Below are 12,100 nucleotides of genomic sequence, written 5' to 3'. Positions count from 1 at the left end.
TCACATGAGGGCATGTTGACCACCCGTAGCTCCGACTCTCAGATCGCGACCCATGATCAGGTATACCGCGCCCTGCGGTCTCGAATCATGCATGGAGAAATTCCACCCGGTCAGGCGCTGACGCTGCGCGGCATCGGCAAGGAGTTCGGTGTGTCCATGACGCCGGCGCGCGAAGCCGTGCGCCGTCTGGCCGCCGAAGGGGCGCTCTTTCTGTCCAACTCGGGGCGGGTCTCCACGCCCGAACTCAGCAACGACCGGATCGAAGAATTGGCCGCGCTGCGGGCCTTGCTGGAGGTCGAGCTGGCCAGCCGTGCGCTGCCTCGGGCGCATATGGCTCTGATCGACCGATTGCAGAGCATCAACATGACCGTGGCCGAAATGGTGACCAAGCGTGATGCGGTCGGCTACATCCGAACGAACCTCGAGTTTCACCGCACGCTTTATCTGCGGGCGCAGGCTCCGGCCATGCTTGCGATGGCCGAAACCGTCTGGCTACAGCTTGGTCCGACCATGCGCGCTCTTTATGGCCGCCTGCGACGGACCGAACCGCCGCATTATCACAAGCTGATCATCGCCGCTCTGAAGGCGGGGGACGAGCCGGGTTTGCGGTTGGCGGTGCGATCGGATGTGACCCAGGGTCTGCGCCTGCTGGTCAGTTGAGCGGGCCTTTGCCCAAAGTGAAAAATCCAAACGGACGGCGGTTGCGAAGCTGGCCTCAAAGCATTTGCTGCGCTACGCTGCTGCCAACAACAAACAAGAGCAGATTTCAGCCATGATCAATCGACGGACATTCTCACTGGGTCTCGGTGCAGGTTTCCTGAGCGCCTGCGCGGGCGGGTCCGCGCCAACCGGAACAACCGCGTCGCGAATGCGGGCAGTGCCCGATGCCGGCTGGGATTCCTGGGTTGCAAGTTTCAAGGCGCGCGCGGCCGGGCAGGGTATTTCGCAAGCGACGATCGACCGGGCGTTTCAGGGTGCCGGTTACCTACCAGATGTGATCGAACGCGACCGCAACCAGGTCGAGTTCAAGCGCTCGCTCGAAGACTATCTGGCCATCGCCGCGTCAGACGAGCGGATCAGTACCGGCAAGCAGATGCTGCAACGCCACAACGCCACCCTCACGCAGATCGAGTCGCGCTATGGCGTCGACAAAGAGGTCGTGGTGGCGGTCTGGGGGCTGGAAAGCCGCTATGGGCAGCGGCGGGGCGATGTGCCCGTTATTTCGGCCCTTTCCACGCTGGCCTATGACGGGCGTCGCGGGGTGTTCTTCGAAAGCCAGCTGATTGCGGCGTTGAAGATCCTTCAAAACGGTGACACGTCGCCGGCCAACATGACCGGCAGCTGGGCCGGTGCCATGGGGCATACGCAATTCATCCCGACCTCGTATCTGGCCTACGCCGTGGATTTCACCGGAGACGGCCGACGCGACATCTGGTCCGACGATCCGACGGACTCGCTGGCTTCGACGGCTGCCTACCTGTCGCGGGCGGGTTGGGTGCGGGGCCAGCCTTGGGGGGGTGAGGTCGGATCTGCGGCGGCAAACTCGGGCACACCGGTTGCAATTCTGCAGCCGCAGAAACCCGGGCCGCGCATAGCGGTGTTCCGCAATTTCCAGGTGATCAAACGCTACAACAACTCGGACAGCTACGCGATCGGGGTCGGGCACCTGTCGGATCGGATCGCCGGTGGCGCACCTTTTCAGGCGTCTTTCGGGCCCGACGAAACCGGCCTGACGCTGGAAGATCGCAAAGAGTTGCAGCGGCGTCTGACTGCTGCCGGGTATGACACGCAAGGCGCTGATGGGGTGATTGGCAAGAATACCTCCGCGGCCATAACCGCTTATCAGCAAGCCAAGGGCCTGCCCGTAACGGGCGTGCCCTCGGTCAGCTTGTTGCGCTCTTTGGGTGGTTGACGGATCAGGCCGCCAGTCCCTTGGACCCCAGGTCCAGGAATTTCTGACGCCGGTCCTTGATCAGCGCGGCGGCATCCTTGCCGTTCAGATCCTTCAGCATCTTGGCGATCGCCTTGCCCACGGATTCGATCGTAGCCGGGCGGTCGCGATGCGCGCCACCTTTGGGTTCGGAGATGATCAGGTCGCAGACGCCCAACTTTTGAAGGTCCTGCGCGGTCAGGCGCAGCGCCTCGGCGGCCTCGCGCATTTTTTCTGCATCTTTCCAAAGGATCGACGCGCAACCCTCGGGCGAAATCACCGAATAGATCGAGTGCTCCAGCATCGCCACCCGGTTGGCCGTGGCAAATGCCACCGCGCCGCCCGAGCCGCCTTCGCCGATGATGACAGACACCAGCGGAACACCGATTTTCAGACACATCTCGGTTGAACGGGCGATCGCTTCGGATTGCCCGCGTTCTTCCGCGCCCTTGCCCGGATACGCGCCGGCGGTATCCACCAAGGTGATCACCGGCAGACCAAACCGACCAGCCATTTCCATAAGGCGCACGGCTTTGCGATAGCCTTCGGGGCGGGCCATGCCGAAGTTGCGCTCGATCCGAGATTTGGTGTCCGAGCCTTTTTCATGCCCGATCACCATCACCGGCTGATCGTTGAACCGTGCTAGGCCGCCGATGACCGCCAGATCGTCGGCAAAATTGCGGTCACCAGCCAGCGGGGTGAATTCGGTGAACAGGGCCTCGACATAATCCTTGCAGTGCGGACGTTGGGGATGGCGGGCCACCTGGCATTTTCGCCAGGGCGTCAGGTCCTTGTACAACTCGTCCAGCAGCTTGGCCGCCTTGGCGTCCAGCGCGGCGGCTTCGTCCGATACGTCCATCTCTTCGTTGGCGCGGGCCAGGGCGCGCAGCTCTTCAGCTTTGCCTTCAATCTCAGCCAGCGGTTTTTCGAAATCCAGATACTGGGTCATGACGCCTCTCAACGCGAAAGTTCTCCGCTATATGACCCGAGGTCGCCCCGGATGCAACTCGGCACCGCATGTCGGGGTGCGTTTCCCCGCGCGCGGCGACATGGTACGCGTGCCTGCGACCTCACCCTGGCCACAGCACCGGGTACAACGAAATCACCAGAAGAGCCGCCATCGACCAGTTGAACACGGTCAGACGTCGCCGGCTGGTCAGCACGCGTGCCATCTGCTGGCCCAGAACCGTCCAAGTGCTGACAGATGGCAAGTTCACGCAGCCGAATACAAGGGCAACCAGCGCAATGGCTTGCAGGGTCTGGCCCGGGGCATAGGCCGTCGTTGCCGTCAGCGCCATGGCCCAGGCTTTGGGGTTCACCCATTGAAACGCTGCCGCCTGCAGAAACGTCATGGGCCGTCCGACGTGCCCCGGGCCCTTGGCAGGAGCCGCATTGGCAATTCGCCACGCGAGGAATAGCAGATAGGCCACCGACGCGATTTTGAGGATCACGTGGCTGATGGGATAGGCCTCGAACACCTGCACCAATCCTGCGCCGACCAACAAAACCATCAGCATGAATCCCAGGCCGATACCCAGCATATGGGGGATTGTCCGCCGGAACCCGAAATTCGCCCCTGAGGCCATGAGCATCAGATTGTTCGGCCCTGGCGTGATGGACGAGACAAAGGCGAACGCGACCAGCGCAAGTAGGATGTCGTAAGTCATGGCGCAAAGATCGCCCAGGTTTGGTCAAATGAAATTGCGATTTCGTTCTCGATTGCATAAAGCTTGCAACAAATGGCGAATATTGACCTCAGGAATCAGCAAATATTGCAAGAGCTGGCCCGAAATGGCCGGATCAGCAACCTTGAACTGGCGGACCGCGTAGGGCTTTCGCCGTCAGCCTGTCTACGCCGGGTGCAAGAGCTTGAGCGGTCCGGCGTCATCAGCGGGTATCGCGCCGTTTTGAACCCTGCGGCGATGGGCGTCGGTTTTGTCGCCTATATCGGCGTCGGACTGGGTGAGCACACAAAGGCCGCTCAGGAAGGTTTTGAAAAAGCGGTGCAATTGGCGCCCGAAGTGGTCGAATGCCACAATATCACCGGTACGATCGAATACTTGCTGCGGGTGGAGTGCGCTGACCTGTCGACCTACAAGACCTTCCATACCGACGTATTGGGCACGTTGCCCCATGTCACCTCGATCACGTCCTACGTGGTCATGGGATCCCCGAAAGACCTGCGGGCCTGAGCTTGAGCCCACTGCCGCTAGGGCCTTGCAGGCATGTGTATCCCGGAATATCGTCGGCCTGAAAGCGCCAGAAATTCGGCATCAGATCGAACAGGGCGCGATGTCAGGGAGACACGATCATGAGTTTTGTTCGGACAGGCGTATTGGCGACCGTGGTGGCGATTGTCGCCGGTGCCGCATTTGCCGCGCCTTTGAAATTGCAGCCCGCCAACCCGCAGCCCAATCCCAAGGCGGGGTTGAACGTGAAATATGTTGGGCAGGGCACTCAGAGAAAGATCCGCGATCTGAGCCAGGCCAAAAGCGTATTGTCCAAGGCCAAACCAGGCAAGCCACTGCGCGGGCTGGACTATGCCGACACCAACAAGGGCGAGCCGGTTCTGACGTTCACGGACCCATACAACGTTGCCGCTGAAATCACCGGGTACATGCGCTTTGATTCTCCAGGCATTTACGAGCTTGAAACCTGGTCCAATGACGGGCTCGAGGCCTATGTCGGTGGTCAGCAGATCGGCCGTGTCACCGGGATTCAGGGGTGTGAAGCCAACCAGCGCACCGAGGTCGAAGTTCCAAAGGCGGGCTGGTACCCTCTGAAAATCATCTATTTCCAGAAGCTGGGAACGTCCTGCCTGATGATGAAATCCGGCAAGCAGGGTGAGAAGTTTACCTGGACACCAAACAACGTGTTCGGCCGCTGAGGCCAACCGAAGTCAGGAAAAGGCGCACAGAACGAGCGCCTTTTCTCATAATTCCCCATCAGCCGTTTGCGGCAATCAGCTCGGCCTGCGCCACGATCACCTCGGCCTGCTTGATCGAGGCGATGTCGACCAGCCGTCCTTTGTAGACCGTGGCGCCTTCGCCATTGGCCTTGGCTTGCTCCATCGCGGCTAGGATCTCGCGCGCTTCGGTCACCGCCTCGTCCGACGGGGTGAAAACCTGATTGGCCAGCGCGATCTGCTTGGGGTGGATCGCCCATTTGCCGACCATGCCCAGCGTCGCCGAGCGGCGCGCCTGCGCGATATAGCCTTCGTCGTCCGAGAAGTCGCCGAACGGTCCGTCGACCGGCAGCACCCCGTGGGTGCGGCAGGCAGCCACGATGGCAGCCTGCGCCCAGTGCCACGGGTCCGACCAGTATTTCTGGGCCTCACGCAGCATGTAATAGTTTTCCTGCGTGCCGCCGATTCCCGTGGTCTGCATTCCCATCGAGGCGGCGAAATCGGCCGCGCCCAGGCTCATGGCCTGAAGGCGCGGGGAGGAGGCCGCGATTTCCTCGACATGGGCGATGCCGGCGGCGGATTCGATGATGACCTCGAAGCTGATGGGCTTGGTGCGGCTCTTGGCGCGTTCAATCGCAGTGACCAGAGCGTCAACCGCATAGACATCCTCGGCGCAGCCCACCTTGGGGATCATGATCTGATCCAGCCGGTCGCTGGCCTGTTCCAGCAGGTCCACCACGTCGCGGTACCAATAGGGCGTATCCAGCCCGTTGATGCGCACCGACATGTACTTGTTGCCCCAATCCACGGTGTTCAGCGCCTCGATCACGTTGGCGCGGGCGGTCTCCTTGTCGGACGGGGCCACCGAATCTTCGAGGTCGAGGTTGATCACGTCCGCGGCCGAGGCGGCCATCTTGGGGAACAGCTTGGTGTTGGATCCGGGGCCAAACAGCTGACAGCGGTTTGGTCGCGCCGGGGCGGCGGGTTGGATACGAAAGCTCATCGGCACCTCGCTGAGTAATGAAATTGCGATTTCAGTTGGCAATTGGGTATTAAATTGCGCGACCCTGCGCAAGCCTGATTGTGCAGTTGCGGCAATGCTGTTGCAGAAAGCTGTGCGCAACCCCCGGAACGCAGCGGTCAAAGTTTCATCATTTTGAAAATTTCGAAGCTTTTTGCGCCACTCGGGGGAATCTTGCAAAATTCTCCGTTCGATGTGCGGCAGGTCGGAGGAAAACGAGAAACGCTCGTTGACGGCCTTCAATAGGTTGTGGCGCAAGAAAAGGAGAGCGCGCGATGATCGAGACACCGTATTTGCTGTTTTTGGGAGATGCCCCCGACCAACTGGCCGCCAAGGTCGCGATCGGCATTCGGGACTGGCGCCCGGAAAACGCCGTGGGTCAGCTGCGGATGGAGGGCTGCAAGGCCGATCTGGGACTGACCGACATGACCCTGGCCGAAGGCAAGGCCGCCGGCGCCAAGACGCTGGTGATCGGTGTCGCGAACCGCGGTGGCGTTATCAGCCAGGCCTGGAAAGAGGTCCTGATCGCCGCGCTGGAAATGGGCTATGACCTGGCCTCGGGCCTGCACAACCTGCTGCGCGACGAAGGCGATCTGGTGGCCGCGGCCCAGACCCATGGATGCACCCTGCATGACGTTCGCGTGCCCACGGTGGGTTATCCGATCGCCAACGGGCGCAAACGCAGCGGCAAGCGCTGTCTGGCGGTGGGCACCGATTGTTCGGCGGGCAAGATGTACACGGCCATGTCGATCGATGCCGAGATGCGCAAGCGCGGCATGAAATCGACCTTCCGCGCTACCGGTCAGACCGGCATTCTGATCACTGGGCAGGGCGTTCCGCTCGACGCCGTGGTGGCCGATTTTATGGCCGGTTCCGTCGAGTACCTGACGCCCGAGAACGATCCTGATCACTGGGATCACATCGAGGGGCAGGGGTCGCTGTTCCATGTCTCGTATTCCGGCGTGACCATGGCGCTGATCCATGGCGGTCAGCCGGATGCTCTGATCCTGTGCCACGAGCCGACCCGCACCCATATGCGCGGTCTGCCGGAATACTCCCTGCCGACGCTGGAACAGCTGCGCGACACGGCCCTGCCTTTGGCGCGCGTCGCCAACCCTGCCTGCCAGGTCGCGGGTGTGTCGATCAACACCCAGCACCTGAGCGAGGAGGACGCGAAAGCCTACATCGCCAAGGTCGAGGCCGAGATGGGCCTGCCAACGACCGATCCGTACCGGTTCGGCGCGGGCAAGCTGGTGGACGCGCTGGCCGCGATGTGATCCAACCGGGGCGCCGATGGCGGGGGAGCCCGCCACCGGCCCGGGAAATTGCAAAGAGTAAGGAGTGGACGCGTGCAAATCGACGTCTCTCGTGATGTGTTCCGGTTGGCGCAGGTATTCACCATCTCGCGCGGGTCGCGGACCGAGGCCAAGGTACTGACGGTGCGCCTGACGGATGGGGCGCATCAGGGCTGGGGCGAATGTGTGCCTTATGCCCGGTATGACGAAACGCTGGAGTCGGTCGAGGCCGAGATCCGCGCTTTGCCAGAAGCATTCACGCGCCAGTCGCTGATGGACCTGCTGCCCGCCGGCGCCGCGCGCAATGCGGTGGATTGCGCCCTGTGGGACCTTGAGGCCAAGCGGGCGGGCAGGCGCGCCTGGGAACTGGCCGGCCTGCCCGCGCCCAAGCCCGAGATCACCGCCTATACCCTGTCGCTGGACACGCCCGGCGCCATGCGGGCGCAGGCGGCGAAGAACGCGCATCGTCCGCTGTTGAAGATCAAGCTGGGCACGCCCGACGACATGCCGCGGCTCGAGGCCGTACGAGCCGGGGCGCCGGATGCGAAGATCATCGTGGATGCCAACGAGGGCTGGTCGGCCGAGGTCTATGCCGATCTGGCGCCGAATCTGGTGCGGTTGGGAGTCGCGCTGGTCGAACAGCCGCTGCCCGCCGGAGATGACGAGGCGCTGATCGGACTCGATCGTCCGGTGCCGGTCTGTGCCGACGAGAGCTGCCACGATCGCGCCAGCCTGCCCGGGCTGAAGGGCAAATATGACGTGATCAACATCAAGCTGGACAAGACCGGCGGCTTGACCGAGGCGCTGGAGCTGCGCCGCGCGGCGCAGTCCGAGGGCTATGGGATCATGGTGGGCTGCATGGTCGGCAGCTCTCTGGCGATGGCGCCTGCGACACTGGTGGCGCAGGGTGCGCTGGTGACGGACCTTGACGGCCCGCTTCTGTTGGCCGAAGACCGCGACACCCCGCTGATTTTTGATGATGCCGGAGTACACCCGCCCGAGGCGGAACTCTGGGGCTGATGGAGACGAACATGACCCGTACCGTTTACGTGAACGGCGAATACCTGCCCGAGACCGAAGCCAAGGTCTCGATCTTCGACCGAGGCTTTCTGATGGCGGATGCCGTCTATGAGGTGACAAGCGTGCTGGACGGCAAGCTGATCGATTTCGAGGGTCACGCGGTGCGCCTGAAGCGGTCGCTGGACGAATTGCAGATGGCCGAACCCTGCAGCAAGGACGAGCTGCTTGAAATCCACCGCAAGCTGGTCGAGCTGAACGGCATCACCGAGGGGCTGGTCTATCTGCAGGTCACCCGAGGCAGCGACGGCGACCGCGATTTCGTATTTCCCTCGGCCGGCACCAAGCCGACGCTGGTTCTGTTCACTCAGAACAAGCCCGGTCTGGCTGACAATCCGGCGGCGAAGAAAGGGGCCAAGATCATCTCGATCGAGGATATCCGCTGGGGCCGCCGCGACATCAAGACGGTGCAACTTCTGTACCCGTCCATGGGCAAGATGATGGCCAAGGCCGCTGGGTGCGACGATGCTTGGATGATTGAAGACGGGTATGTCACCGAAGGCACCAGCAACAACGCCTATATCGTCAAGAACGGCAAGATCGTTACCCGCCCGCTGTCGAACGACATCCTGCACGGGATCACCCGCAAGGCGGTGCTGCGCATGGCGGCCGAGGCTCAGATGGAAGTCGAAGAACGCCTGTTCACCATCGACGAAGCAAAAGAGGCCGACGAGGCTTTTACCACCTCGGCCAGTGCTTTCGTGATGCCGGTGGTCGAGATCGACGGCGTGGCGCTGGGCGACGGCACGCCGGGCCCGATCGCCAAGCGGCTGCGCGAGATCTATCTGGACGAAAGCCGCAAGGCGGCGATCTGAACCCCATGGCCCGCCGATCTGGCGGGCCTTTTCGTTAATGCGTCAGTCTTTTTTGCCGACGTTTTCCTCGAACGCGACCTTGAAGGCGGCCTGTTTGTCGGGGCTGGCCTCGGTCTGGTATCTGGATTTCCACTCGTCCATGGTCATGCCATAGAAAATTTCGCGGGCTTCATCCTTGCCCATTTCGATGCCTTTTTCATTGGCGGCTTCCTGAAACCACCGCGCCAGGCAGTTTCGGCAGAACCCGGCCAGATTCATCATGTCGATGTTCTGAACGTCGGTACGGTCCTGCATCAGGTGTTTTCGCAGGCGGCGGAAAGCGGCGGCCTGCAGTTCAATCTCGGTCTGGGGGTCCATGGGCGGGCTCCGGTTCGTGGGATTTGATCCAGACCTAGCAAGCCCGAGGCCATTGCACAACGCGCGCCGGTTCAGACCAGCTTGAGGGCAATCCAGGGCATCAGGCAGAAGATCAGGGTCAGGATCTTGTAGTTCGCAAGATACTTGAAATAGGCCTTTCTGACCTCGGCCTTTTCCATCTGGAACATGCGGCCGTGAATGGCAGCGATGCGGTCCTGCAGGATCACCACCATCAGGGTCGACAGCAGCAGGACCGCAAAGTTCAGAACGGTCATCCAGCCGAAAAAGGCTGTCAGGGTTTCAGGTGTCATGACGGCCTCCTTTCACCCCGAAAAATGGGGGCCGCCCGCGCGCCGCGCAAGAGGACAGGCGTCGTTTGGTCGCGGATTTTCCAGCGTTACAGCCCGCTTGCGGCCAGCGCGTCCTGCAGGATCGGCGCCAGCCGCTCGGCCCAGGCGCGTTGCCCGGAATGATCGGCGATCAGGTCGTTGCGCAGCTCGATCAGTGCATTGGGACGGCCAAAAGCGGTGGCGTGCCGGTCGATCGCATCCCCGGGTAGTACGCCGGTATAAGGTTCGTTGACGCCGACGCACAGATCCTCCTCGGTCCGCAGCCGGTCGATCAGCGGGGTCGAGAACCGTTCGTCCGCGGTGTGCAGGATGCCTATATGCCAGGGGCGCGGCGGGCGGCCCCGCAACTGGCGCGTGAAGGAATGCATCGACACGATCACGGCGTGGGGCAGGGCGGCCATCTTGGCCAGCGCCTCGTGATAGGGGCGATAGCACAGGTTCAGGCGCCGATCGCGCTCGGCGGCGTCGGCATGACGGTTGGCCGGGATGATCGACCCGTCGTACAGTTTCATCAACAGGGTCGGGTCGTCCTCGCCTCGGTTCGGGTCGATCACCAGCCGCGAGAAATTGGCCGCGATCACCGGCGCGTTCAGGATCTCGCCCAGATGTTTCGACACCTCGTAGGCGCCCACGTCATAGGCGATGTGGCGCTCCATGTCCTCACGCGGAAGGCCCAGGTCGCCGCCGTTGATCTGCGGCGGGACGGTGTTGGTGGCATGGTCGCACGTGATCAGCCAGCGGGACGGGCGATCCGCCCCGTGCACGTAAAACGGAGTGTATGTCATGAGCCTGTCATCTTGTTTGCCGCAGGTGTAGGACAGTTGCCTCGGAAAGGGAATTGCGCAATAAGCAAACCGACTATTGTTTGCGGTAACATTCGACCATCAAGGAGAGCAAGATCGATGCGACGCCTGAGAAATGTGAAAATCGTGGCGACGCTGGGCCCGGCGTCCAACGACTATGATATGATCCGTGCTCTGCACGAGGCCGGCGCCGATGTTTTCCGCCTGAACATGAGCCATGGCAGCCACGACGAAATCCGTGAACGCCACCGGATCATCCGTCAGATCGAAAAGGACCTCGACAGCCCGATCGCCATTCTGGCGGACCTTCAGGGCCCGAAACTGCGGGTCGGTGTGTTTGCGAATGATGCAGAGGACCTGGTCGAAGGTGCCGCGTTCCGTCTGGATCTGGACGAAACTCCGGGCGATGTCAGCCGGGTCTGCCTGCCGCACCCCGAGATTTTTCAGGCGTTGGAAGCGGGGGCGCATCTGCTGGTCAACGACGGCAAGATCCGGCTTGTGGTTGAGAAATGCGGCCCCGATTTCGCGGATTGCAAAGTTGAAATCGGCGGAACCATCTCGAACCGCAAGGGTGTGAACGTGCCCGACGTGGTGCTGCCGCTGGCGGCCCTGTCGGAGAAGGACCGCGACGATCTGGAGTTCGTTTGTCAGCTGGGCGTCGACTGGCTTGCGCTGAGCTTCGTGCAGCGGGCCAAGGACGTGTACGAAGCGCGCGCCCTGGCTGACGGTCGCGCCGCTATCCTGTCCAAGATTGAAAAACCCGCGGCGGTCGAGGCGTTTGACGAAATCCTCGACGCATCGGACGGCATCATGGTCGCCCGTGGCGATCTGGGCGTCGAACTCCCGGTCTCGGCCGTGCCTCCGATTCAAAAGCGACTGGTCCGAAAGTGCCGCGCTGCCGCCAAGCCGGTTATCGTTGCGACCCAGATGCTGGAAAGTATGATCGAAAGCCCGATGCCCACCCGCGCCGAAGTGTCGGACGTCGCCACCGCCATATATGAGGGAACCGACGCCATCATGCTGAGCGCCGAGTCGGCCGCGGGCTCGTATCCGATCGAGGCCGTTCAGACCATGAACAAAGTCGCGATCGAGGTCGAAGCCGACCCAACCTACAAACAGATCATCGACGCCTCGCGCCAGACCAAGGGAACGACCGTTGCCGACGGCATCGTGGCTGCGGCCCGTGAAATCGCCGAAAAGACCGACATCAAGGCGATCTGCTGCTTTACCCAAAGCGGCACCACCGCACTGCTCACCGCCCGCGAGCGTCCCGGTGTCCCGATCATCGCCATGACTTCGCTGCGGGGCACCGCGCGGCGTCTGTGTCTCAGCTGGGGCTGTCACTGCGTGATGACGCCCGAGCTCGAGCGGTTCAAAAGCGCCGTGGTCAATGCGGCGCGCGCGGCGCGAGCCAGCGGGTTTGCCGGCGCCTCGGATCAGATCGTGGTGACCGCCGGTGTCCCGTTCAACGTGCCAGGCTCGACCAACATCCTGCGCGTCGCTCCCTGCGACGAGCGACTGATCTACTCGACGGATCCCGAATAGGA

Annotated in this window: 14 protein-coding genes; 8 read left to right on the top strand and 6 right to left on the bottom strand. The window is 62.2% G+C overall.

The window, feature by feature from the left end:
- Positions 1-12: 12 nt before the first annotated feature.
- On the top strand, positions 13-660 hold the full coding sequence (locus tag ACR0NY_RS18090) for a GntR family transcriptional regulator (RefSeq protein WP_093965127.1): 648 nt from the start codon (positions 13-15) through the stop codon (positions 658-660).
- Positions 661-772: 112 nt separating this feature from the next.
- Complete coding sequence (locus tag ACR0NY_RS18085; protein WP_170370112.1) at positions 773-1,912, top strand: lytic murein transglycosylase; 1,140 nt, start codon at positions 773-775, stop codon at positions 1,910-1,912.
- A 4-nt stretch (positions 1,913-1,916) separates the two neighbouring features.
- Here ACR0NY_RS18085 and ACR0NY_RS18080 read toward each other — a convergent pair whose 3' ends face one another.
- Positions 1,917-2,879 carry an acetyl-CoA carboxylase carboxyltransferase subunit alpha gene (locus ACR0NY_RS18080; RefSeq protein ID WP_170370110.1) on the bottom strand — a complete coding sequence of 321 codons (963 nt, stop codon included), beginning with the start codon at positions 2,877-2,879 and terminating at the stop codon, positions 1,917-1,919.
- 121 nt (positions 2,880-3,000) lie between these two features.
- A complete protein-coding gene (locus ACR0NY_RS18075; protein WP_093965131.1) occupies positions 3,001-3,597 on the bottom strand; it encodes a LysE family translocator in 597 nt (198 codons plus the stop codon).
- Between the two features lie 72 nt (positions 3,598-3,669).
- On the opposite strand from ACR0NY_RS18075, the gene ACR0NY_RS18070 reads away from it, so the two are divergent.
- A complete protein-coding gene (locus tag ACR0NY_RS18070) occupies positions 3,670-4,122 on the top strand; it encodes an Lrp/AsnC family transcriptional regulator (RefSeq protein ID WP_093965133.1) in 453 nt (150 codons plus the stop codon).
- Positions 4,123-4,241: 119 nt separating this feature from the next.
- Complete coding sequence (locus ACR0NY_RS18065; protein ID WP_170370108.1) at positions 4,242-4,817, top strand: PA14 domain-containing protein; 576 nt, start codon at positions 4,242-4,244, stop codon at positions 4,815-4,817.
- A gap of 58 nt (positions 4,818-4,875) precedes the next feature.
- On the opposite strand, the gene ACR0NY_RS18060 is transcribed toward ACR0NY_RS18065, so the two are convergent.
- Positions 4,876-5,838: an L-malyl-CoA/beta-methylmalyl-CoA lyase gene (locus tag ACR0NY_RS18060; RefSeq protein ID WP_170370106.1), complete on the bottom strand. Its 963-nt coding sequence runs from the start codon at positions 5,836-5,838 to the stop codon at positions 4,876-4,878.
- A gap of 293 nt (positions 5,839-6,131) precedes the next feature.
- Here ACR0NY_RS18060 and dgcN point away from each other — a divergent pair, with 293 nt between their 5' ends.
- The 3 genes from dgcN (at position 6,132) to ACR0NY_RS18045 (ending at position 9,043) form a co-directional block, all read left to right on the top strand.
- Positions 6,132-7,133 carry an N-acetyltransferase DgcN gene (gene dgcN / locus ACR0NY_RS18055; protein ID WP_170370104.1) on the top strand — a complete coding sequence of 334 codons (1,002 nt, stop codon included), beginning with the start codon at positions 6,132-6,134 and terminating at the stop codon, positions 7,131-7,133.
- Between the two features lie 72 nt (positions 7,134-7,205).
- Complete coding sequence (gene dgcA / locus ACR0NY_RS18050; protein ID WP_170370102.1) at positions 7,206-8,171, top strand: N-acetyl-D-Glu racemase DgcA; 966 nt, start codon at positions 7,206-7,208, stop codon at positions 8,169-8,171.
- Between the two features lie 11 nt (positions 8,172-8,182).
- Positions 8,183-9,043, top strand: a complete 861-nt coding sequence (locus ACR0NY_RS18045; RefSeq protein ID WP_170370100.1) for a D-amino-acid transaminase — start codon at positions 8,183-8,185, stop codon at positions 9,041-9,043.
- Positions 9,044-9,085: 42 nt separating this feature from the next.
- Here ACR0NY_RS18045 and ACR0NY_RS18040 read toward each other — a convergent pair whose 3' ends face one another.
- The 3 genes from ACR0NY_RS18040 to ACR0NY_RS18030 form a co-directional block, all read right to left on the bottom strand.
- A complete protein-coding gene (locus ACR0NY_RS18040) occupies positions 9,086-9,400 on the bottom strand; it encodes a DUF1244 domain-containing protein (RefSeq protein WP_170342773.1) in 315 nt (104 codons plus the stop codon).
- A gap of 71 nt (positions 9,401-9,471) precedes the next feature.
- Complete coding sequence (locus ACR0NY_RS18035) at positions 9,472-9,711, bottom strand: DUF6868 family protein (RefSeq protein ID WP_170370099.1); 240 nt, start codon at positions 9,709-9,711, stop codon at positions 9,472-9,474.
- Between the two features lie 86 nt (positions 9,712-9,797).
- Positions 9,798-10,535 carry an N-formylglutamate amidohydrolase gene (locus ACR0NY_RS18030; protein ID WP_170370097.1) on the bottom strand — a complete coding sequence of 246 codons (738 nt, stop codon included), beginning with the start codon at positions 10,533-10,535 and terminating at the stop codon, positions 9,798-9,800.
- 117 nt (positions 10,536-10,652) lie between these two features.
- Here ACR0NY_RS18030 and pyk point away from each other — a divergent pair, with 117 nt between their 5' ends.
- Positions 10,653-12,098 (top strand): pyruvate kinase, encoded by a 1,446-nt coding sequence (pyk, locus tag ACR0NY_RS18025; RefSeq protein WP_170342769.1) that lies wholly within the window; start codon positions 10,653-10,655, stop codon positions 12,096-12,098.
- Positions 12,099-12,100: the final 2 nt, after the last annotated feature.

It is taken from the genome of Ruegeria sp. BJ5 (genome assembly GCF_056537865.1).
The sequence above is the reverse complement of the archived record's forward strand: the minus strand, read 5'-3'. Positions and strand labels throughout refer to the sequence as shown.

Bases quoted from the DNA above. Each gene is read 5' to 3' on its own strand.
- ACR0NY_RS18090 (WP_093965127.1), top strand. From the start codon at position 13: ATGTTGACCACCCGTAGCTCCGACTCTCAGATCGCGACCCATGATCAG.
- ACR0NY_RS18085 (WP_170370112.1), top strand. From the start codon at position 773: ATGATCAATCGACGGACATTCTCACTGGGTCTCGGTGCAGGTTTCCTG.
- ACR0NY_RS18080 (WP_170370110.1), bottom strand. From the start codon at position 2,879: ATGACCCAGTATCTGGATTTCGAAAAACCGCTGGCTGAGATTGAAGGC.
- ACR0NY_RS18075 (WP_093965131.1), bottom strand. From the start codon at position 3,597: ATGACTTACGACATCCTACTTGCGCTGGTCGCGTTCGCCTTTGTCTCG.
- ACR0NY_RS18070 (WP_093965133.1), top strand. From the start codon at position 3,670: ATGGCGAATATTGACCTCAGGAATCAGCAAATATTGCAAGAGCTGGCC.
- ACR0NY_RS18065 (WP_170370108.1), top strand. From the start codon at position 4,242: ATGAGTTTTGTTCGGACAGGCGTATTGGCGACCGTGGTGGCGATTGTC.
- ACR0NY_RS18060 (WP_170370106.1), bottom strand. From the start codon at position 5,838: ATGAGCTTTCGTATCCAACCCGCCGCCCCGGCGCGACCAAACCGCTGT.
- dgcN (WP_170370104.1), top strand. From the start codon at position 6,132: ATGATCGAGACACCGTATTTGCTGTTTTTGGGAGATGCCCCCGACCAA.
- ACR0NY_RS18045 (WP_170370100.1), top strand. From the start codon at position 8,183: ATGACCCGTACCGTTTACGTGAACGGCGAATACCTGCCCGAGACCGAA.
- ACR0NY_RS18040 (WP_170342773.1), bottom strand. From the start codon at position 9,400: ATGGACCCCCAGACCGAGATTGAACTGCAGGCCGCCGCTTTCCGCCGC.
- ACR0NY_RS18035 (WP_170370099.1), bottom strand. From the start codon at position 9,711: ATGACACCTGAAACCCTGACAGCCTTTTTCGGCTGGATGACCGTTCTG.
- ACR0NY_RS18030 (WP_170370097.1), bottom strand. From the start codon at position 10,535: ATGACATACACTCCGTTTTACGTGCACGGGGCGGATCGCCCGTCCCGC.
- pyk (WP_170342769.1), top strand. From the start codon at position 10,653: ATGCGACGCCTGAGAAATGTGAAAATCGTGGCGACGCTGGGCCCGGCG.